General features: G+C 71.1%; 19 protein-coding genes. 12 read left to right on the plus strand and 7 right to left on the minus strand.

What is annotated here, in order from left to right:
• Window positions 1-3 precede the first annotated feature (3 nt).
• Together ACIQWX_RS09265 and ACIQWX_RS09270 are read right to left on the minus strand one after the other, a co-directional pair.
• Window positions 4-201, minus strand: coding sequence for a hypothetical protein (locus ACIQWX_RS09265; protein ID WP_400867549.1), 198 nt, complete (start codon window positions 199-201; stop codon window positions 4-6).
• A 132-nt stretch (window positions 202-333) separates the two neighbouring features.
• Window positions 334-675 carry a hypothetical protein gene (locus ACIQWX_RS09270; protein WP_400867551.1) on the minus strand — a complete coding sequence of 114 codons (342 nt, stop codon included), beginning with the start codon at window positions 673-675 and terminating at the stop codon, window positions 334-336.
• 300 nt (window positions 676-975) lie between these two features.
• Here ACIQWX_RS09270 and ACIQWX_RS09275 point away from each other — a divergent pair, with 300 nt between their 5' ends.
• The 8 genes from ACIQWX_RS09275 to ACIQWX_RS09310 all read left to right on the plus strand — a co-directional run bounded on the left by ACIQWX_RS09275 (window position 976) and on the right by ACIQWX_RS09310 (window position 8,309).
• Window positions 976-1,680, plus strand: a complete 705-nt coding sequence (locus ACIQWX_RS09275) for a hypothetical protein (RefSeq protein WP_400867553.1) — start codon at window positions 976-978, stop codon at window positions 1,678-1,680.
• Between the two features lie 62 nt (window positions 1,681-1,742).
• On the plus strand, window positions 1,743-2,411 hold the full coding sequence (locus tag ACIQWX_RS09280; protein WP_400867555.1) for a hypothetical protein: 669 nt from the start codon (window positions 1,743-1,745) through the stop codon (window positions 2,409-2,411).
• Window positions 2,412-2,603: 192 nt separating this feature from the next.
• Window positions 2,604-3,425, plus strand: coding sequence for a lysostaphin resistance A-like protein (locus ACIQWX_RS09285; protein WP_400867557.1), 822 nt, complete (start codon window positions 2,604-2,606; stop codon window positions 3,423-3,425).
• The gene (locus tag ACIQWX_RS09290) at window positions 3,422-4,588 is read left to right on the plus strand and encodes a sensor histidine kinase (protein WP_400867559.1); all 1,167 of its coding nucleotides are present in this window, start codon (window positions 3,422-3,424) and stop codon (window positions 4,586-4,588) included. Before ACIQWX_RS09285 ends, ACIQWX_RS09290 begins: the two co-directional genes overlap by 4 nt.
• Window positions 4,585-5,229, plus strand: a complete 645-nt coding sequence (locus ACIQWX_RS09295; protein ID WP_400867561.1) for a response regulator — start codon at window positions 4,585-4,587, stop codon at window positions 5,227-5,229. Before ACIQWX_RS09290 ends, ACIQWX_RS09295 begins: the two co-directional genes overlap by 4 nt.
• A gap of 77 nt (window positions 5,230-5,306) precedes the next feature.
• Complete coding sequence (locus tag ACIQWX_RS09300; protein WP_400867563.1) at window positions 5,307-6,170, plus strand: alpha/beta fold hydrolase; 864 nt, start codon at window positions 5,307-5,309, stop codon at window positions 6,168-6,170.
• A gap of 103 nt (window positions 6,171-6,273) precedes the next feature.
• On the plus strand, window positions 6,274-7,677 hold the full coding sequence (locus ACIQWX_RS09305; RefSeq protein ID WP_400867565.1) for an MFS transporter: 1,404 nt from the start codon (window positions 6,274-6,276) through the stop codon (window positions 7,675-7,677).
• 14 nt (window positions 7,678-7,691) lie between these two features.
• Window positions 7,692-8,309, plus strand: a complete 618-nt coding sequence (locus ACIQWX_RS09310; RefSeq protein WP_400867567.1) for a TetR/AcrR family transcriptional regulator — start codon at window positions 7,692-7,694, stop codon at window positions 8,307-8,309.
• A gap of 2 nt (window positions 8,310-8,311) precedes the next feature.
• On the opposite strand, the gene ACIQWX_RS09315 is transcribed toward ACIQWX_RS09310, so the two are convergent.
• Complete coding sequence (locus ACIQWX_RS09315; protein WP_400867569.1) at window positions 8,312-8,470, minus strand: hypothetical protein; 159 nt, start codon at window positions 8,468-8,470, stop codon at window positions 8,312-8,314.
• Window positions 8,471-8,843: 373 nt separating this feature from the next.
• Window positions 8,844-11,036, minus strand: a complete 2,193-nt coding sequence (locus tag ACIQWX_RS09320; RefSeq protein ID WP_400867571.1) for a tetratricopeptide repeat protein — start codon at window positions 11,034-11,036, stop codon at window positions 8,844-8,846.
• A gap of 370 nt (window positions 11,037-11,406) precedes the next feature.
• Here ACIQWX_RS09320 and ACIQWX_RS09325 point away from each other — a divergent pair, with 370 nt between their 5' ends.
• The 3 genes from ACIQWX_RS09325 (at window position 11,407) to ACIQWX_RS09335 (ending at window position 14,861) form a co-directional block, all read left to right on the plus strand.
• A complete protein-coding gene (locus ACIQWX_RS09325) occupies window positions 11,407-12,387 on the plus strand; it encodes a hypothetical protein (RefSeq protein WP_400867573.1) in 981 nt (326 codons plus the stop codon).
• 262 nt (window positions 12,388-12,649) lie between these two features.
• Window positions 12,650-14,032: a TIR domain-containing protein gene (locus ACIQWX_RS09330; protein WP_400867575.1), complete on the plus strand. Its 1,383-nt coding sequence runs from the start codon at window positions 12,650-12,652 to the stop codon at window positions 14,030-14,032.
• Window positions 14,007-14,861 (plus strand): ion transporter, encoded by an 855-nt coding sequence (locus tag ACIQWX_RS09335; RefSeq protein WP_400867577.1) that lies wholly within the window; start codon window positions 14,007-14,009, stop codon window positions 14,859-14,861. Before ACIQWX_RS09330 ends, ACIQWX_RS09335 begins: the two co-directional genes overlap by 26 nt.
• Here the strand turns inward: ACIQWX_RS09335 and ACIQWX_RS09340 are convergent.
• Window positions 14,850-15,536: a TioE family transcriptional regulator gene (locus tag ACIQWX_RS09340; protein WP_400867579.1), complete on the minus strand. Its 687-nt coding sequence runs from the start codon at window positions 15,534-15,536 to the stop codon at window positions 14,850-14,852. The genes ACIQWX_RS09335 and ACIQWX_RS09340 overlap by 12 nt on opposite strands.
• 29 nt (window positions 15,537-15,565) lie before the next feature.
• On the opposite strand from ACIQWX_RS09340, the gene ACIQWX_RS09345 reads away from it, so the two are divergent.
• Window positions 15,566-16,534: an erythromycin esterase family protein gene (locus ACIQWX_RS09345; RefSeq protein ID WP_400867581.1), complete on the plus strand. Its 969-nt coding sequence runs from the start codon at window positions 15,566-15,568 to the stop codon at window positions 16,532-16,534.
• Between the two features lie 52 nt (window positions 16,535-16,586).
• Here the strand turns inward: ACIQWX_RS09345 and ACIQWX_RS09350 are convergent, their stop codons facing one another.
• Window positions 16,587-18,911 carry a chitobiase/beta-hexosaminidase C-terminal domain-containing protein gene (locus ACIQWX_RS09350; RefSeq protein WP_400867583.1) on the minus strand — a complete coding sequence of 775 codons (2,325 nt, stop codon included), beginning with the start codon at window positions 18,909-18,911 and terminating at the stop codon, window positions 16,587-16,589.
• A gap of 175 nt (window positions 18,912-19,086) precedes the next feature.
• Window positions 19,087-20,226: a DUF2716 domain-containing protein gene (locus ACIQWX_RS09355; RefSeq protein WP_400867585.1), complete on the minus strand. Its 1,140-nt coding sequence runs from the start codon at window positions 20,224-20,226 to the stop codon at window positions 19,087-19,089.
• Between the last annotated feature and the right edge of the window lie 37 nt (window positions 20,227-20,263).

Below are 20,263 nucleotides of genomic sequence, written 5' to 3' on the forward strand. Positions count from 1 at the left end.
CCGTCAGCCGGCCGGGACGAGGATGAGCGGGTACGTGCGGTCGACCACGCAGAGGGCGTTCGTGGCCCACATCGCGAGGGAGCTGCCCACGCAGCGCACCCCCGGCGTGGGTTCGGCCTGCGCCGACGCCGTCCCGGTCGCTCCGAGGAGGACTCCGGTCGTCAAAGCCAAGGCACCGATCGTGGCGGTGATGCGTCGCATGGCGATACTCCTGTCCTAGAGCCGGTTTGCTCGTGCGGACGGGGAGTGCCCCGAAACGGTGCGGTGGAACGGATCCGACGCCCACGGCACCGTCTCGGGTGACACCCACTGGAGCACCAGGCCGTGGCGGGGTCAGTCGCCCTGGCTGGTGCCGCCGTCGGTGACGGCGCCCGAGGCGCAGTTGTCCGGGTTCTCGCCGCTGGCCTCGTGCTCGCCCGGCGACAGGATCGGCACGCCGATGCCGTTGAGCGAGTCCTGGATCGGCACCTGCACGCCGAGGACGTTGACGTTGTTGCCGCAGACGCCCGGCGCCACGTTCAGGTTGTGCAGGACGTCGGTGTTGTGGAGGTTGACCAAGCCGGCCTCGCCGAACTCGTCGCCCTGGTAGCCGGGGGTGTCTGCGGAGGCGATCCCGCCGGTCAGGAACGCGCCGGCGGCGAGGGCGGCGGTGATCAGGCCGATCTTCTTGATCATGGAGATCTCCTCGGGTGAGAATGAAACACGGATTGACGACGTGGGGGAAAGCGTCGTCGCGGCAAGGATGCACCCCGCGGTGGCGATTCATGCGCGGGACCCTCGATCGTGTCGTAAAACGTCGCCGAAATTCAGCGGTGTTGTAGCTGAATCGGGTGAGTTTGCCCTGGTCGGCGCCGTGCTTATCAGGGGGTAACGCGGAAGTGCTGAATGGCTTGTGGTTATGGTGTGCGCGATTGATCGAGTCGGTGAACAGGCGGGATCGCGATCGTGATGAGTGGCACGCGGGGAGGCGACACGGTGAACGCCGGTCGCATTCTCGGGCGCGCGCTCGTCGTGCTCGGCGGCGCCGCCGCGGCCTGCGCGATCGCGTGGCTGACGGCCACGGCGTCGGCCAGCACCGTCACCTCGGTCACGGACGGGCCGATCGCTGTCGTACAGCCGCCCGTGCTGGATTCGATTCCCGTGGTGCGGCAGGCGCGTGACGCCGCGGCCCCCGCGGTCGCCCGGGTGCGCGAGCTGTCTGGAGCAGCCGCGCACACGGCCCGGTTCGCGACCGATGTGGTGGCCTCGGTGCCTGCCACCGTCGTCTCGGTCGGGCGGACTGCCGTTGCGACGCCGGGTGCACCGGCCGCCGGCCCGCGCGACCACGTCGAAAAGCCGGCCGCCGGTCCCGATGTCGCGGAGGCGTCCGGCTCGGCGCGCGCGACGGTGAACAGTGGCCCGCGTGAACGTTCCACCGCCTTCTCCTCGGTGGTCCCGGTTCGCGCGGGGGTCGTGGATCAGCCGCACAGCCGGTCCGAGCACGGTGACGGCGGCCAGTCGTGGCTGCTGTCGTGCGTCGGTCCGGCCGTCGCCGGTTTCACGGCCGGTCACGACCGCAATTGCGGTGAGGCGATCCAGGAATCGGCAGCGGTGCGCCCGCAGCCGTCGCACCGCGGGTACGGCGTGCTGCGCCGGCCCGTGGCATCGGCGGAAATCCAGCCCGGCGTCACGCCGGACTGACGTCTGCTTCGCACTTTCGCCGTTCCATTCCCCCCTTTCTTTTTCCTCAAGGAGTATTTGTCATGCGCATCCAGACGAAGCGAACCCTGCAGGTGGCACTGGTCAGCGGCGGCCTGCTGATGGTGGGCGCGGGCGCCGCCTCGGCGGCCGTCAGCGGCGACACGGTGCCCGCGGCCTCCCAGCAGCGTCCCGCCCCGGCGACCGACGCGCCGGCGTCCATCCCGCTGCTGCACACGGTGCCCGTCCACCTGCTCCAGCACGAAGTGACGCCGAGCGCCGACGTCACCGGTGAGCTGCCCGAACACGACCTCAACGCGCCGCTGGGCAGCGAGCTGACGGCGACCGAGGTGCCGTCCCTGCCGATCGCGCTGCCGCTGACGGCGGCGGCGGACACCGCCCCGGACCGCACGACGGTCACGCCGATCGACGGCGGCCTGCCGCTGCACGGAACCATCACGACGAACCCCCTCAACCCGGCCGAGGGCACTCGGGTGACCGGCGTGAGCACGTCCGAGAGCCGGCGCGCGGACACGGGCCTTCCCCTGCTGGGCTCGCTGCTGCCGAGCGGCATCCTCCCGACGGACCTGACGTCGCTCGCCGGGGTGACCAAGCTGGCCGGAAGCACCCCGCTGAACCAGGGCGGCCGCTACAGCACGGGAGCGGTAACGGCCCCGGTGACCCAGCACGGCCCGGCAGCGCTGGAGAAGGTGACCAAGCTGCTGGGTAAGTAGTTTTCCCTCCTTCAGGGCCGGAAGCGCACGCGCTTCCGGCCCTGAACGTTTTCACGGGCGCGCAGCCGGGCTTGTCCCCCGTGCGAGCTACCCGGAACTGTCCACTCCACGGTGACGTTCCCAGCCGCCGAAATCCCTAGCGTTCTCCACGTCCCCAGCACTCCCGCCGGGGGTTCTCGCTAAGGAGTCGTCGTGCGACTGTTCTTGCAGCTCGTGACCGTCGCGGTCGTGGCCCTCGCCGGCAGCCTCGCCGTCAGCGCGGTGCAGTGGAACACCCCGCTCACCCTCGTTCTCGGGCTCGCCAGCGCGGCCCTCGCCGTCGTCGCCTACCGGTGGATCGTTCGCAAGACCGAACACCGCGTTCCGGGCGAACTCACCAAGAACAACGCGGCTCTCGGGCGCGGGCTGGTCATCGGGTTCGGGCTCTTCGCCTGCGTCATCGGGAACATCGCCCTGGTCGGCGGGTACGACCTGCTCGGCTGGGGTTCCGTCGGCGGGGCGCTCGCGTTGTTCGGGTTCAGCGCGGCCGCCGCCGTCACCGAAGAGCTCATCTTCCGCGGCATCCTCTTCCGGTTCGTCGAACGGTGGATCGGCACCTGGCTCGCCCTGACGCTCACCGGCTTGCTCTTCGGGCTCTCGCACCTCTTCAACGCCCACGCCACGCTCTGGGGCGCCGTCGCGATCGCCGTCGAGGCCGGGGGCATGCTCGCCGCCGCCTACGCCGCCACCCGGACGCTCTGGCTGCCGATCGGGCTGCACTTCGCGTGGAACTTCGCCGAGGGCGGGATCTTCGGCGCCGGCGTCTCGGGCACCGACGCCCCCGAAGGGCTGCTGCACGCCGTCATGTCCGGTCCGGCCGCGCTCACCGGCGGGGAGTTCGGGCCCGAGGCGAGCGTCTACTCGGTGGTCGCCGGTGTCGTCACGACGGCAGTCTTCATGGTGCTCGCCCGGCGACGCGGCCACATCGTTCCGCTCCGCGGGCGCACCGCCGAGACCGCTACTGTCGTCGCGTGATCGACCTCTGGCGGCGGCTCGACGTCACGGTCCGGGATCTCGCGTTCGGCCTGCTGCTCGCCGGCCTGGCGCTGATCCCGGCCCTCGGCGGCTACGGGACCCAGGTCGGCAACCTGCCGACGCGGCCGATGGACGCCTTCGCGCTCGTGGTGGTCGCCGTCGAGTGCCTGCCGCTGGCCCTGCGCCGACGGTTGCCGGCCGGCTGCCTCGCGCTCGTCTCGGCCGGCTTCGCCGTCGACCAGCTTTGGGGCTACCACACGGTTTCCGGCTCCGCGCTGCCGATCGCGCTGCTGAGCGCGGCCGCCTACCTGGAGCGGTACCGGTGGCCGACCGTGGCCGTCGCTTCGGCGGCGTACGCGGTTCTCGCCGTCGCGCTCGCTTCGCGCGGTTCGTCCGAGGGCTGGACCGGGTTCGTGACGTTCTACTTCGCGCTCGCCCTCGCGTGGGGCATCGGCGCGTGGCTGCGGCAGTCGCGGGCGGCCGAGGCGGAGCACCGCCTTCACGTCGCCGAGACGACCCGCACCGCCGAACGCACCCGCATCGCGCGCGAGCTCCACGACGTCGTGACCCACCACGTGACGGCGATGGTCGTGCAGACGGAGGCGGCGCGCTACCTGACCGCGGCGCCCGAGCGGCTCGACCAGGCGCTGACGGCGATCACCGACACCGGGCGGCTGGCCATCACGGACCTGCGGCACCTGCTCGACCTGCTCAACCCCGACTACGGCACCGAGCCGCGGACGTCCGGCTCGTTGGCGACGCTCGTCGAGCAGACGCGGCGCGCGGGGCAGCCGGTCGAGTTCACCGAGGTCGGTTCGCCCGCGACGGCGGGGAGCGCGGAGGCGGTGGCGTACCGGGTCGTCCAGGAGGCGTTGACGAACGCGCTCAAGCACGCGCACGGCAGCCGCACCGACGTCCGCGTGGAGCACGGCGCTCACGAGGTCGTCGTGGAGGTGACCTCCGGAGCGCCGAAACTGTCGGTGCCGTCCGGTAGCGTGGAAAACGGGGGCGCCCCCGCGGGCCCGGTGGTGTTGCGCGGGAGCGGGCGGGGTCTGGCGGGGCTGCGCGAGCGCGTCGACGTGCTCGGCGGAGAGTTCACTGCGGAGCGTCGTGAAGGCGGATTTCTGGTGAGGGCAAGGATTCCTGCCGGGCGGGCGCCGTGATCAAGGTGCTGGTCTGCGACGACCAGGCGTTGATCCGCACGGGCTTCGCGACGATCATCGACGCCCAGCCCGACCTCGAGGTGATCGGCGAATGCGGCGACGGCCGCACGGCGGTCGACCTCGCGGGTTCGCTGCACCCGGACGTCGTGGTGATGGACGTCCGCATGCCGGTCCTGGACGGCATCGAGGCGACGCGCCTGCTGGCCGGCGCGGGCGTCGAGCAGCCGGTGAAGGTGCTGGTGGTGACGACGTTCAACCTCGACGAGTACGTGTACGAGGCGTTGCGCGCGGGGGCGAGCGGGTTCCTGTTGAAGGACGCCCCGCCGGCGCAGCTGCTGCACGGAATCCGCACGGTGGCGACCGGAGCGGCACTGCTGGATCCCGAGGTGACGCGGCGGTTGGTGGGCAAGTACGCGGCGCGGATCCGGCCGGCGTCGTCCGCTGAAGTCGCTTTGGCGCCCCGGGAACTGGAAGTGTTGCGGTTGATCGCCGATGGGTTGTCCAACAGCGAGATCGCTGGTGCGCTGGTGATCAGCCAGGAGACCGTGAAGACGTACGTGTCGCGGATCCTGACCAAGCTGGACCTGCGGGATCGGGTGCAGGCGGTGGTGTACGCGTACCGGACCGGACTGGTCAGTTGACGCGTTGACGCACGACCGCCCGAAACTGTCGGTGCCCCGGTTTACGCTGCCCCCAACGTCCGGATTGGGGAGGCACCATGACCACGCACACACTGGAAACACCCGAGGCCGACATCGTCTACGACGTCCACGGTCCCGCGCCCGCCGAGAGTCCACGACCACCTCTGCTCATGGTCGGGCAACCCATGGACGCCACCGGGTTCGGCACGCTGGCGTCCTTCTTCCCCGAACGCACCGTCGTCACCTACGACCCGCGCGGGCTCGGGCGCAGCGTCCGCAAGGACGGCCGGGAAGACCACGATCCCGCCACTCAAGCGGGTGACATCCACGCCGTCGTCCAGGCGCTCGGTGCCGGCCCGGTCGAGGTGTTCGGGAGCAGCGGGGGCGCCGTCGCCGCGCTCGCGCTCGTCACCGCCCACCCCGAAGACGTCCGCACGCTCGTCGCGCACGAGCCGCCGATCGTCGGGGTGCTGCCCGACGCCGACGCGGCCGAACGGGCCGGGAAGGCCTTCCGGGATGCCTACCAGGCGCGTGGCTTCGGGGCCGGCATGGCGGCCTTCATGGCCATGACCTCGTGGAAGGGCGAGTTCACCGGCGACTACTTCGCTCAGCCCGCGCCGGACCCGGCCCAGTTCGGCATGCCCACCGAAGACGACGGCCGCCGCGACGATCCGCTGATGAGCGATCGCTCCCTGGCCGTCAGCGCCTACCAGCTCGACGTCGATGCGCTGCACGCCGCGCCGACGCGAGTCGTGATCGCCGTCGGTGAGGAGTCCATCGACGTCATGACCGGGCGCGCGGCCCTCGCCACCGCCGAGCGCCTCGGCCAGGAGGCGACGGTCTTTCCCAGCCACCACGGCGGTTTCCTCGGCGGCGAGTTCGGCTACGCCGGCCAGCCCGAGGCGTTCGCCCAGAAGCTGCGGGAGGTGCTTAAAGGCTGATAATCACCCCACTGACGAACTGAATCAAACAACTGGTTGACAGAGTATGTCGACTGGTTGATGCTTGCTGCGTCGAGTTCGCTCGTGGAGCAAGGGGGACGTCGTGGGGAAGCACGCGCTCAGGTGGTGGGCACTGGCGGTCGCGGTACTGGCCGTCCTGGTGGACATGATCGACAACCAGATCGTGGCGGTCGCGCTGCCGACCGTCCAGCGGGAGCTCGGCACCGGAGAAGCCGCGCTGCAGTGGATTTCGGCCGGCTACGCGCTCGGGTTCGCGCTGACGCTGATCACCGGCGGCCGCCTGGGCGACCGCCACGGCACGAAGAAGCTGTTCGTGGCCGGCATGCTCGTGTTCACCGCGGCGTCGCTGGCCGCCGGCCTCGCCGGGCACGTCGGCGTGCTCATCGCCGCGCGTGTCGTGCAGGGCGTCGGGTCCGGGCTGATGGTGCCGCAGGTGCTTTCGTTCGTCCACGCGGAGTTCGACGAGCGCGAGCGCCCGAAGGCGATGGCCTGGTACGCGGGCGCGTTCCCGGTCGGCGGGCTCGCCGGCCCGCTGCTCGGCGGCGCGCTGACCCAGGCCGACCTCTTCGGCACCGGCTGGCGCGCGATCTTCCTGGTGAACGTGCCCATCGGCGTGCTCGCGCTGGCCGGCGCGGTCGTCACGATGCCGAGCCGGCCCGGGTTCCTCCGGCACCGCTTGGACCTCGGCGGCCTCGCGCTGCTCACCGCCGGGTTGTTCGCGGTGTTCTACCCGCTGGTGCAGGGGCGCGAACTGGGCTGGCCGGCGTGGTCGGTCGTGCTGCTGGTGGCGGCCGTCCCGCTGTTCGGCGTTTTCGTGCTGTATCAACGGGTTCAGGCTCGCCACGGCGGCGAACCGCTGGTGCCGCCGGACCTGGTGCGGCGGCTGGCGAGCGGTCAGGCGGTGCTGTTCTGCGTCAACACCGGGGTCGGCGTGTTCTTCGTCCTGACGCTGCACCTGCAGCTGGGCCTCGGGTTCACGCCGTGGGAAGCGGCGGTGACGTTCGCGCCGTCGACGCTCGGCATCGTCGCGGGCAACGTCCTGGGCATGCGGCTCGCGCCGTCGCTCGGGCGGTCGTTCGCCGCCGGCGCCGTCGCGGTGCTGCTGGCGAGCCTGGTCGCGGTCGCCGTTTTGGTGCTGTCACAGGGCGCGGCGCTGAGCGGCTGGGTGCTGCTGGCGCCGGTGATCGGCGTCGGGCTGGGCATGGGCGCGGTGCTGAACGCGCTGTTCGCGTCGGCGATGGCGGCGATCCGGCCGGACCAGGCGGGCGCGGCGTCCGGCGTCGTGAACACCACCATCCAGCTGGGCACGGCGACCGGGATCGCGGTCTTCGGCACGGTGTTCTTCACCCGCCTCGACGGCGGGTACGCGGCCGCGACGGCCGGCGCCCTCGCGGTCAGCGCGGGTGTGCTGGTGCTGGCGCTCGCGCTGACGGCGGCACTGCCGGCTCGTCACCCTTCTGTTCCGCAGAGTCAACCGGCTGGTTGACGTATAGTCGCGGCGTGACCGCCTCGAAGCCCCGCCGTTCGCCGAAACCCCAGGAGCGGCAACGGGATCCGGAACGCACCCGCCGGCTGATCCTGGAGGCGGCGGGCGCGGAGTTCGCGGCGAAGGGCTACGCGGGCGCGCGGATCGCGTCGATCGCGGGACGTGCGGGGGTGAACCAGCAGCTGATTTCGTACTACTTCGACGGCAAAGAGGGCTTGTACCGGGCGCTGTCGGAGCAGTGGACCGAGCAGCAACGGGAACTGGTCGCGCCGGACACGCCGTTGGCGGAACAGGTGCGGCGGCACGCGCTGTCGAGCCGCGACGGGATGCGGCTGGTGGCGTGGTCGGGCCTGGAGTACGACGGTGCCGAGTCGGATCCCGACCACGCGCCGAGGACGCAGCGCCTGGCCGGGACGGTGGAGCGGATCGCGTCGATGAAGGCCGACGGCCGGCTGCCCGAGTGGGTCGACCCGGAGTGCCTGACGGTCCTGCTGATGGCGGCGGCGATGGCCCCGGTGACGCTGCCGCACGTGGCCGAGGGGTTGACGCGGACCGCGCCGGACTCGCCGGAGTTCGTGGAACGGTACGCCGACCAGCTGGCCAAACTGGTGGAGCACTTGTCCGCCACGTGAGGTCAGTGCTCGACGGGTTCGGAGGTGGTCACGGCGGGCCCCTGACCGGGCGTGCCGGAGGGGGCACTGGGCCCGGCGAGCGACACACCGGCGACGAGCGCGACCGCGACGAGGAAAAGCGCGGCGCGGAGCAGGGCGGAAAACGAACAGACGACCATCATGACTCGCTCCTCGGGATTTCCCGGACCAACGGGGATTTCGGCGATTCCGCGGGGTGGGCGCGGAATTCGGAACTGTATTGATGGTGCGCTTCCGCGGAGGTGGGGGACAAGGCGTTTCCGTTGCCGGAAACGGTTTGTGCGGGGGGAAACGGTGTGGGGGCGGCATGAGCCAGGGCCCGCGGTGACCCGCGGGCCCTGGCTCGGCGGCGGACAGGTGTTGTCCAATCCTCAGGGCTGGCGGGCTGGCGGGCTGGCGGGCTGGCGGGCTGGCGGGCTGGCGGGCTGGCGGGCTGGCAGATCGGCGAAACCGCCGATCCGCCGGCGAAATTGCCGATCCGCCGGTGAGCCGACCGGCCGGTGGCCCAGCGCAACCTCAGCTGACCGCCGCGCGATCTCGGTACTCCGCCTCGCCGAGCACCCTCGGTTCCAACGTCACCCGGTACCCGGCCGCCTCCGTCCACCAGCGGGCCGCTGCCTCGCGGTCACCTCTACCCGCCGCCGTGTTGCCCAGCCCCGTCAGCGCGCGGGCTTTCTCGTACTCGTTGGCCGCGTCGTCCGCCAGCTCGGCCGCGCGGCGGTAACACCCCTCCGCCTCCGCCCACTGCCCGGCGCGGAACCGTACCCATGCCTCGCAATTGACCGACATCGCCCGATCCACCGGCAACTGAGCCAACTGAACCGCCTCTTGCGCACTCGACAACGCCTCCGGAAAGCGCCCCAACACCGTCGAAGCGAGCGCGATGCCGCGGAGCGCGATCACCACGTTGCGCGTCCGGCCGGTCCGGCGATAAACCGCCAACACCGTCGTCAGATCCGTCAACGTCGCTTCCGCTTCACCCCGGTACAAGCGCGCCCACGCCAGGCTGGACAGCGCGTCTATCGCGCCGCGGTCGTCGCGGGCCCGCGCGAAACACTCCTGTGCCCGCTCGTGGAAACCGATTGCCTCGTCGACGCGGCCCGACTCCACGTGGGCCATGCCCAGGTTGTTCAAGATCATGCCGGTCGCGCTCGCGTTGCCGGTCGCGTGCGTCGCTTCGAGGGCTCGCTCGTGCGTGCGGATCCACGGCTCGAACAGCTTTTCCCGGAAAAAGTACGCGCGGAGCACGAACGCCAGCTGCCAGCAACGGTCGTGAAGCCCGTGCCGGAACGCGGAATCGACCATCTCGACGAGCATCGGCCACTGCGCAGCCAGCCACGCGAGCGCGCCGTCCGCGTCGGTGAACGGGACGCTCACCGGTGGGAGGCCGGTGGGCGGGCGGAACCGGTACGGCTCCGCCAGCTCGTCGGCCGCCAGCGTTGTCGCGAGCGCGTGGTCGACGAGCCGGCCCATGGCCGACGAACGGTCCTCCGGCTCGACGCCGGGCAGTGCGTGCGTCGAAGCGAACATCCGCATCAGGTCGTGGAGCTCGACGTACCCGCGCTCGTCGCGGACGACCAGGTGGGCGTCGTGCAGCCGGTCGACCAGCCGGTCCGCTTCGCCGGGGCCGAGGCCCGCCAGCGCCTCGACCGCCGCGACCTCCGCCGCGGTCGCGGGGTGCAGCGCCAGCAGGCCGAACAGCCGCCGCTGGTCGCCGGGCAGGGACTCGTAGGACACCGCGAACGCCGTCGCGACGCTGCGCTCGCCGTCGTCCAGCGTGCCGAGGCGGGTCGTTTCGTCCGCGAGCCGGTCGCGCAGCCGGGCCGGTGTCCAGCCACCCGCGACGAACCGGGCCGCGACGATCCGCACGGCAAGCGGGAGCTGCCCGCAGTGGCGGACGATCTCGGTCGCCACGCTCTCGTCGTCCGGTGCGTGCGAACCGGCGACCGAGCGCAGCAACCGCACGGCGTCGGCGAGCGGCAGCACGTCCACCGGGAAGTGCCAGGCGTCGTCGAGCGCGGGGAGCCGGCCCCGGCTCGTCACGAGGATCCGGGACGACGTCTCGCCCGGGACGATCGCGCGGATCTGCTCGGCGGACCGCACGTTGTCCAGCACGAGGATCATCCGGCGGCCGCGCAGCTGGTCGCGGACCAGGTTGGCGAGGCCGTCCTCGTCGGCGGGCAGCTGGTCGGCCGAGACGTCCAGCAGCCGCAGCAGCCGGCCCAAAGCCTCACCGGCGGACAGCTCGGCCGCGCCGGGCGTGTGCCCGCGCAGGTCGAAGAACAGGCAGCCGTCCGGGAAGGACCGTTCGACGCGCCGGGCCGCGGCGACGGCCAGCGCCGTCTTGCCCGCGCCCGCCATGCCGTGCACCACGCCGACGCGGGCGTCGTCCGGGTCGAGCAGCAGCGCGGACAGCGCGTCGAGTTCCGCTTCCCGGCCGACGAACCAGCGGCCGGCGTCCGGCAGCCCGGCGATGCCGCCGGCGCTGCGCCGCGCGGGCGAGCCCGGTTCCGTGACGAGGGCGAGCAGCTCCCCGTCGGCGCCGAGCGCGAGGTCGCACGCCTTGGCCAGTTCCCGGTTCACCCGGGTCTTGCCGTTCTCCACCTTGCTCAGGTAGCCCTTGGTGAAATGCACGGCCGCCGCGAGTCCGGTCAGTGACATGCCGACCGACGTACGTCGACGTTTCAATTCCGCTCCAAAGTCCGGCATCGGTCAATCATCCTGTACTAGGCGAACGGGGGGAAGGTGTGACCGGCGGCCCGGGCCCGCCGGCCGGTTCCTGGTCAGCCCAGCAGGGAGACCAGCTGGCCCAGCACGATGACGATGTGCGTGTGCATCGCTTTCCCCTTTCCGCATCGGATTCCTGGTTTCGCCGAAACGATTCCGGCGGAACCAGCATCACCCGGGGAGTCGCGACGCGGACAGGAGTTTCCCGTTGCCGGTCAAGGGGAAACGGCCGCTACCGAATCGGCCTGCGCTGTTTCCCGGTTCCGGAAACCGCTGGGAAACAGGTGACGGCGCGCCCGCGCCGGCGCACCATGAGTAGACTTCCCCGCAGCGACCAAGACGGAGGTGCGGCTTGGCTCAGGAGGCGGCCGAAGCGAAGATCAACGCTCTCTCAACGGAGCTGAAACTGCTTCGCAAAGGCCTGGGTGTCCAAGCGAAGAACCTGCCGGGGGACGTCGGCGAAGCGCTGCGCGAAGTGTGCGGCGTCGGCGAGGGCGACGCGCCGGGAACGGTCCGCGCGAAAGTCGTCGCCACCCTGGTTTCCTTGATCGAAAAGCTGCCCGCGGCGCAGCGGGAAACGGCGAAGATCGTGCTCGGCTTCGGCACCGGCGCGAACGAGCGCTACACCGCGCGCCTCGAGCTGCTGGGCAGCGGGGCCGACCGCAACGTCCGCACGATGCAACGCCGCGCCGACGACGTCCTCTACCTGATCGCCGAAACCGCTTACCGGTCGCCGGCCGCGTTCGGCGGGGTGCCGTCGAACAGTCAGGACCCGTGGCACACCTCGGCGCTGAAGGTCCGGCTGACCTTCACCGGGGCCGCGGCGGAGGTCTTCGAGACCCGGCGCATCGTCAGCCACGTCGCCGGGCTGGAGGAGATCGAGCACGGCGTCTCCCTCGCGCGTCCCGCCAGCACGACGGCCCCGCCGGACCTCTCCCGGCTCGGCGTCGACGTCGTCGCGGGCGGCGAGGTGCATTCCGAACGGCTGGTGTCCTCCACGCGCGTGGCGTTCCGGCTGCGGCCGCCGCGGCCGCTGGACGCCGGTGACCAGCACGAGTTCTTCTTCCGCATCAAGCTGGAAGCGCTGCCCGCGCCGTTCTACTGCTGCACGCCGGAGTTCCCGTGCGACAGTTTCGACCTCAACGTCCGGTTCGACCGGAGCGAGCCGCCGCAGCGGGTCTGGCGCATCGACGGCGACCTCTCCAAGGACGCGGGCGACCCGGTGCCGGCCCGCAAGCCCCTGTTCCTCGACAGCGCGGGCGAAGTGCACACCCGGTTCCACGACCTCCAGCCCGCGCGGTCCTACGGGGTGGGCTGGCAGCCGGCCGGCTGACGCCGTCATGCTCCTCCTCGCGGTGCTGGTCTTCTTCCAGAATGCCGTATCCGGCGGGGGAAAGCCGCACCGGACGCACGACAAAACCACGACAATTCCCGCACCCGTCCACTGACGTCTTTTACCCGGAATTTCACCGGATGCTTTTGAACCGGTGACGATCCGGTCAAGTGGCGTGGCGCCGGTAACGCGTCGCGCCAATACCGCGACGTCCGCGGAAAGAATCATGCGGCGAGGCGCCGTAAAACCGCGAGGAGGTTCGATGCGCCCCCATGACGTCTTCCTCAGTTTCACCTGGTCGGACACCGCCGAGGTGAACGCGCTCGAGAGCGCTCTGCGCGCCGCCGGGCTGCGGGTTTTCCGGGATCGGGGAATCGACAGGTTCGACGGTGTCACCGAGAAGCTGGTCTCCGCTCTCGCCGAGTCGAAGGTGCTGCTCGCCTACTATTCCCGCCGGTTCCCGACCCGGTACGCGTGCCAATGGGAACTGACGTCCGCCTTTCTCGCGGCGCAGCGCTTCGGCGATCCCCGGCGGCGGGTGCTCGTGGTCAACCCCGAGCCCGACGGGGACCACATCGCGCCGGTCGAACTGGCGGACGCCGCGTACTTCGGCCGGCCGCGCACCGAGCAGGACCTGGCCCGCATCGCCGAGCGCGTCGCCGAGGTGGTCCGGGCGGCGGACACCCCGCTGGGCGCGGTGCGCAGCACGGCGCCGCTGCTGCCCCGGCTGCTGCGGCCCCGGCGGTTCGTGGGCCGGTACCGGCAGCTCTGGGCGGTGCACAGCGCCCTGCACGCGCGCGACCTGCCGGCCACCACGCCGCGGACGTCGGCCGCGCTCGCCGTCGTGCGCGGGGCCGCCGGGCTCGGGAAGACCAGCCTGGCCGAGCAGTACGCGTTCCTCTTCCGGGACGCCTTCCCCGGCGGGGTGCGGTGGCTCGGCCTGTCCGGGAAGGACGATCCCGCGGGTGCGCTCGCGCGGTTCCACGCGCACCTGCGCGCGATCGCGGCGGACCTCGGCGCCGACGTCGGCGACCGGTCGCCGGACGAGGTCCGCGACCTGGTCGCCGGGCGCATCGAAGCCGCGCGTGAGCCGCAGCTGTGGGTCGTCGACGACGTCCCGCCGGACCTGCCGGCCGCCGTGCTCGACGAGCTGGTGATGCCGACGTCGTACGTCCGGACGGTGCTCACCACGCGGTTCGGCCACCCCGGGTGGCCGGCTCCGGTCGTCGACCTCGGTGGCCTGACCGAGGACGAGGGAACCGAGCTGTACACGGAGATCGCCGGTTCGGCCGACCCCGTCGAGCTCGCCGCCGTGCGCCGGCTCGTCGAGCGGTGTGGTGGCCATCCGATCGTGCTGACGAGCGTGAGCACGGCACTGCGCGACCGCCGCAGCGCGACCGGGATCGCCGGCGCGCTCGACGCCGTGACGGGCTCCGCCGCCGACGTCCTGCGGGAGGCGGCGATCGCCAGGGCACCCGTGCCGCGGCGGGGCCGCCGGGAGCCGGTTGGCGAGCTCGTCCGGCACGCGCTGCGGAGCCACCTCGGCGTCGACGGGCCGGTCCTGGTCCGCGACACGACGGCGAACCGGCTGATCAACGCGGTGCGTGCCATCATCGGGCATGGTCACCCTTCGCGATACCCGTGAGCCGGAGCTCAACAGCGGGGTCCTGCCCGGGAACGTGCGGGCCGACGACTGGGTCATGCTGGTCCTCGCCGCCGGTTCGGTCGGGTTGCTCGGGTTCATGCTGCTGAGCCCGCCCGCGCGGGACGCCGGTCTGGTGATCTTCTACGTCGACTGCGGGATCTGCGGCGTCTTCCTCCTCGAGTTCCTCTGGCGGTGGCGGAAACGGCGGTGGGCCAAGAAGTTCCTGGTGCGCAACTGGTACGAGCTGTTCGCGATGATCCCCGTCGCGCACCCCGCGATGGCCGCGCACAAGTTCGTCGGCGTGGTGCTGCTGCTGATCCGGATCGGGCGCGCGGCGGACCGGGCCGTCGGCGAGCAGTTCACCTACCGGCTCGTCGACAAGCTGTCCGAGCCGATCGTGAAGGCGATCAAGAAGCCGGTGACCATCGCCGTGCTCGACGAGGTCGTCAAGGTGCTGGAAACCGGGAACTACCCGGAAAACCTCGCGAAGTCGCTCAACGCCAACAAGGACGAGCTGCGCACGATCATCGCCGAGAAGATCGCCGAGGACCCGCAGCTCGGGAAGCTCCGGCGGCTGCCGTTCCACGACGAGATCGTGCGGACCGTCGTCGACACGTCGTTCCGCGTGCTGCTCGAAGTCCTCGTCGACCCGCGGATCGACGACTTCTTCTCCGCCGTCGTGCGCGACAACCGCGAGCAGATCCGGCAGGCCGTGCAGCTCGGCCTGCACGAGACCGAGGACGACGAGAAGGAGCAGTCGCTGCCCGTGCGCACCCAGCACTCGGCCGCGCTCGAGTACGACCGGCTGCACCCGAAGTCACGGCCGTGACCGCAGGTACGCGCCGAGCAGGCCGGCCGCGTCGAGCATGGCCACGCCCCGGGCAGTGAGTCGTTCCTGCCAGGACGCCAGGGCGTCCACGAGGGACTGTGTGCCACCGGCCGTGCGGACCTGCTCGACGACCGTCGCGATGTGCTCCAGCGGGTAGCCGCCGCGCCGCAGCAGGTGCGTCAGTTCGGCGTCGCGGATGTCGGCGGCGGTGAAGACCCGGTAGCCGGTCGCGGGGTTGCGGCGCGGCACGAGGATGCCCGCGCGTTCCCAGGCCCGGATGGTCGCCGCCGTGACGTCGAGGCGGTGGGCCAGCTCGCCGATCGACCAGCCGGTCGCGACCGGCTCGGGTGCCGCGGTCGTCAGGTGGCCGATGGCCGTGCGGACGGCGTTGAGGGTTTCGCGGTCGCGCAGCAGCTGCTCGTGCCCGCGGTCGACGAGCGTCAGCGCGCGGCCGAGGTCGTCGTCGTGGACGGCGTGCATGATCCCGCCCGCCGTCGCGTGGCCGTAGGTCGAGACCAGCGCCAGGAACGCACGCAGGGCAGCAGCGTGGGCGTCGGTGTAGATCCGGTAGCCGCTCGGTGTGCGCGTGGCCGGCGGGAGGAAGCCGTCCCGCTCGTGGTTGCGGACCGCCTGCGTGGAGATGCCGTGCTCGCGGGCCAGGTCAGCAGGTCTCAACCGTGTCTTCAAGGATATGATTTAACCACATGGACCTCACGGACTTCACCGCCGAACTGCTCGCGTTCGGCGAGCCGACGCACTTCGAACCGGCCTTCGCGCGGATCCGCAACGAGCTGTTCGCCCGGCTCGCCGAGCACGGCTTCCGGGCGATCGCGCTGGAGACCGACCGCGTCGCCGCGCTCGACGGCGGGTTCTCGCACGGCTTCGGCGAGATCGCCGCCAACCGGGAACTGCTCGACTGGCTGCGCGAGTACAACGAGACCGCCGACGAGCCACTGACCTTCCACGGCTTCGACGCCCCGACGGAGACGTTCAGCGCGCCCAGTCCCCGGACCTACCTCGAACACGCCCGCGACTTCCTCGGCCTCGACGTCGACATCGCGGCCCTGACCGGCGACGACGAACGGTGGAGCCGGTCCGAAGCGATCCTCGACCCGGCCGCGTCACCCGGCGCGTCACCCGAGGCGCGTGAGCTGCGGGTCATCGCAGACGACCTCCTCATGGCCCTCGACGCCCGCGTCTCAGGCGCGCTCTGGGAACGCGCCCGGATCCACGCCACCGCCGGCCTCGACCTGCTGCGCTACCACGCGGCGTCGGCGCTGCCCGGAGATCGGGACACGAGGATCGCGCGGCTCGCGGGTGCCCGCGCGGTCATCATGGCCCGGAACCTGTTGGACATCCACACTTCGCAACCGGGCCGAACGCTGGTGTTCGCGCACAACGGCCACTTGGGATCCGGCACGGGGGCGATCGTCGCGTCGCGGCTCGGCGACCGGTACGCGTTCATCGCCGGCAGCCTCGGCCACAGCGAAGCCCTCAGCCTCGGCGAGCCGGACCCCGATACTTACGAAGGTTCGCTGCAACGCGAAACGAAGACCTGGCGGCTGACCACCGATATCCCGGCCGGCCGCACCCGGGAAGACGCCGACCACCGGTACGCGCCGCTCACCCGGGAGCTGCTCGACGCCGCCGGCGCCGTCCTGCACATCGCGTGAAAAGCGGCCCCGCACCGGGTCGGGACCGGTGCGGGGCCGCTGTTCACCCGGGTTACGGGTAGTTCACCACGTTGACCGGCACCGTGCCGGAAGGCGTGACGCCGCCGGTGTCGTTGATGACGTGGGTGATCGTGCCGCGGTAGTTGAGCGACACCGTCAGCAGGCTGTGGAACCGGACGCCGCTGTTGTTCGGCACCTCGAACGCGTGGTAGCTGGACACCGCCGGGTTCGTGTCGAAGAAGCAGTAGCTCCCGAGTCCCCACGCCTCATGGGACGTCACGTTCGCGCCGACCTTGTAGGCGGCATACCCGGCGACTCCCGATGGTGCGTTCCAGGACGCCTGGTTCGGCACGTCGTAGGGCATCTCGTTCTGGAAGAAGATCGTCTTCCCGCCCTGGCCGTTCCAGATCACCTGGTACTTCTGGTAGTGCTCGACGAACAGGCCGGTGGCCAGCACGTTCGCGCCGTTCACCACGAGCCCGGTGTCGGCCGTGTTGGTGTTCCAGCCGACCGTGCCGCCGTTGCCGTGGTCGGCGCGCCACGCCCAGATGTGGTCGATGACCGTGTTGGCGCTGTTGACGATCAGGCTGTTCGTCGCCTTGCCGGCGATCGCGCCGCCGATCCGGAAGAACACGTCCTGGACCGTCGTCGGGTTGGCCGCGTGCGACGCCGACGAGCCGGACTGTCCGACCGTCAGCAAGGCCTGCGAGTTCGTCGTGCCCGCGTCGAAGAGCAGGCCCTTGAGCCGGACACCGTCCACATCGGACACCTGCATCGCGTTGACGCCGTTGTCGGGGATCAGCGTCGGGTAGCCGATGCCGAGGACCGTGGTGTTCGCGCGGGTCACGTTGAGCGTCTGGTTGAGGTGGTAGACGCCCGGCGTGAAGAACAGGTTGCAGCCCGCGGCGAGCGCGTTGTTGATCGACGCGGCCGTGTCGCCGGCCTTGACGACGTAGAACTGGCTCATCGGCGCCGACGTGCCGGGGGTGCTGCCGTTCGCCCAGCTCGGGCCGGAAGCGTTGGTGCGCAACGAAGGCAGGAAGACGCGGTACTTGCCGGTGCCGTCGACGTAGAGGTAGGGCACGTCACGGGAGACCGGGGTCGTCGCGAGCGTCGTCTCCGGCGGGTTCGGGAACGTGTTCGCCGGCGCGCCGCTCGTGCCGGAGAAGACCATGTTCCAGACGCCGCCGTTCCAGCTGCCGAGCTGGGAGTCGCGGGTGTACCACTGCTGCTGCGACACCGACGCGGCCTGGCCGGCCACCTTCGTGTCGGCGATGTAGCCGCCGCTGGCGAAGCCGTAGCTCGCCGGGTAGAGCTGCAGCCCGCCACGGACGTCCATCCGGCGGAACGGCGCGGCCTGCGCGACCGCCCAGCGCTCGTTGCCGCCCGAGGGGTTGACGGCCATGTTCTCCGCCGAGCGCCAGAAGTTCTGCAGCGCGACGCCGTTGTCGGAAGCGTTGAAGGCATCGACCGTGACGTCACCGTTGATCAGGACGTCACCGGGGTTCTGGCCGAGGCCGGCCACCGAGGTGTAGAAGCCGACGTTGTCGTGCACGTTGTTGTACGTGCCCGGCTTGAAGAGGTGCGCGACGCGCCGGTCCGCCATCTGCGCGGTCAGCGTGTCCTTCTGGTTGTTGAAGTCGGTGTCCAGCTGCGCCTGGATCGTCGCCGCCGACATGCTCGGGTCGAAGATCCGCACGTTCGGCCCGAAGTTCGGGGTGTCGGACTGCGTCGGGCAGCCGGCCTGCGTGCCGATCGTGTAGGTCGCGCTCGACACCGGGGAGTTCGTCGAACCGGACTTGAGCGCGATCGCGTTGACCGTGCGCGAGTTCGGGACGCTGATCGGTCCACTGTAGAGCGTCGAGGACGCGGTCGGCGTCGAGCCGTCCACTGTGTACCGGATGGTCGCGCCCGAGGTGGCGCTGCTGATCGTCACCGTCTGGGCGGACGAGTAGGTGCCGCCGGGCGGGCTGAACGTCGGCGCCGCGACCGTCGTCGAGCTGCCGCCGACGGTGTAGCTGAAGTGCGGGGTGTCGTACTGCGGGCCGCTCTTCTCGTAGGTGAACCAGTAGTCGAGCGTGTTCCCGGTGCTCAGGCCGCTGACGGTGGTCCGCCAGGTGCCGGAGCCGTTGGTCATCCGCACGTTCTGCTGGCCGACGCCCGGGACGCCGGTGTAGTGGACGTCCACGTACACCGCGGGGGTGGTCGGGGTGAAGTTGAGCTGCACCTGCGTCGAGCTCAGCTGGCTGACGCTCTGGGTGTAGTCGTCGGCCGCGAGGGCGGCCGGGGCGCTCAGCCCGGCCGCCACCAGCAGCGTCGATGCGACGAGCGCGAGCCTCGGGCCGCGTCGTCGAAGCTTGTCCAAGGTCCGGTTCACGCCGTGACACCTCCGCCGTTGGGGATCCACGAGGCATTTGTTGCGAGTCACAACAAAGTAGCTCCCGGTGAGCGGTGCTTTGATCTCTTTTTGGTAACACTTGTCTGGACCAATGCCTTAACGGCCGCGGCGGCTCGTCACTCTTCGTCCAGACGGGTGCACGGTGAGCGAGACTTCAAGCTTCCGAACGCCGGACCGGCTCGCCGAGCGCGGCGGTCAGCTCTGCGTCGATCCGCGTCAGCAGGTCGCCGAAGACGCAGATCGTTTCCTCCCACGGGTGCCCGAAGGTGCCCAGACGGAGGTCGCGCGTCAGGTAGCTGTGGTAGTCCCCGTCCGGAAAGGTGAAGCCGGGCCAGCGCGGTCCGGCGCCGTCGACCCGGGCGGGGTCGAAGCGGTAGCCGGCGTGGTGCCAGTCGAGCCAGTACAGCTCCTCCCCGTCCACAACGGACTCGCGAAGTCCCTTGTGGACGATGTCGGGGAGGGCGTCGAGCTGCGCGTCGGTGAGGTCGCCGACGTACCACGTCGCCGAGTTCGGCGGTTCGGTGATACCCGGGAACTCCCTCGTGTCCGGCCGGAAGGCGAACTCCCGGTAGAAGCGCGCCCAGATGTCGTCGTGTTCAGGCTCGGAAAAGAGCCGGCGAACGGGACGGGTCCGCGCGGGCTCGCCGGGCGACGGCAGGCGGTAGCGGGTGACCGTGGTGACCTCGCGCATCCCCGCGGCTTCGAACGCTTCACGCAGGGCGCCGGTCGCCTCGGCGCGCAGGAACCGCGCCGCCGGGTGACGCCAGTCATGGGCGACGACCGCGGCGGCGAAGCCGGGGTCGGTCACGCCGCCGACGACCACGGCGTCCCCGATCGCTTCCAGCCAAGCGGCCCGATCGCCGTCGAGGACGACTTCGGACGACTGGCTCAAGTGGGCCGCGTCGGCGAGGAACTCGGCGTAGGGACGGCGGTGCGGACCGGACCCGGCGGCCAGCTCCGCGACCCGCTGGTGCCCGGTCCAGTCGTGCCCGATCCGGCCGAGCGGGGTGGTGTCCGTCCCGATCGGACAGACGAGCACCGCCCGCGCCGGCTCCGCTTCGAAGCCCGCGGCGAGCAGGGCCTCGCCGAGCCGAGTGTCGCCGTACACCGGCCACACCACCGGCTCGTTCCGGCGCGCGAAGGCCTCGGCCTGGCGCGCCACCAGCGCGTCGAGATCGCCCTCGGGCAGTGGCCCGTGGCTCACCTCGCCGTGCGTGCCGTAGTGGGTTCGCACGACCGGACCGTCGCGGTCGACCACCGCGCCGACGGGTGGGAGCTGCACAGCGTCGTTCACGAGTCCGATCTTGCCCGGACGGGTGACGTTCGCGCAG

The sequence above is a fragment of the Amycolatopsis sp. NPDC098790 genome, assembly GCF_044759945.1.
Classification (GTDB): Bacteria; Actinomycetota; Actinomycetes; order Mycobacteriales; family Pseudonocardiaceae; genus Amycolatopsis.

Bases quoted from the DNA above. Each gene is read 5' to 3' on its own strand.
- ACIQWX_RS09330 (WP_400867575.1), top strand. From the start codon at position 12,650: ATGCGCCCCCATGACGTCTTCCTCAGTTTCACCTGGTCGGACACCGCC.
- ACIQWX_RS09280 (WP_400867555.1), top strand. From the start codon at position 1,743: ATGCGCATCCAGACGAAGCGAACCCTGCAGGTGGCACTGGTCAGCGGC.
- ACIQWX_RS09300 (WP_400867563.1), top strand. From the start codon at position 5,307: ATGACCACGCACACACTGGAAACACCCGAGGCCGACATCGTCTACGAC.
- ACIQWX_RS09315 (WP_400867569.1), bottom strand. From the start codon at position 8,470: ATGATGGTCGTCTGTTCGTTTTCCGCCCTGCTCCGCGCCGCGCTTTTC.
- ACIQWX_RS09320 (WP_400867571.1), bottom strand. From the start codon at position 11,036: ATGCCGGACTTTGGAGCGGAATTGAAACGTCGACGTACGTCGGTCGGC.
- ACIQWX_RS09345 (WP_400867581.1), top strand. From the start codon at position 15,566: ATGGACCTCACGGACTTCACCGCCGAACTGCTCGCGTTCGGCGAGCCG.
- ACIQWX_RS09270 (WP_400867551.1), bottom strand. From the start codon at position 675: ATGATCAAGAAGATCGGCCTGATCACCGCCGCCCTCGCCGCCGGCGCG.
- ACIQWX_RS09335 (WP_400867577.1), top strand. From the start codon at position 14,007: ATGGTCACCCTTCGCGATACCCGTGAGCCGGAGCTCAACAGCGGGGTC.
- ACIQWX_RS09265 (WP_400867549.1), bottom strand. From the start codon at position 201: ATGCGACGCATCACCGCCACGATCGGTGCCTTGGCTTTGACGACCGGA.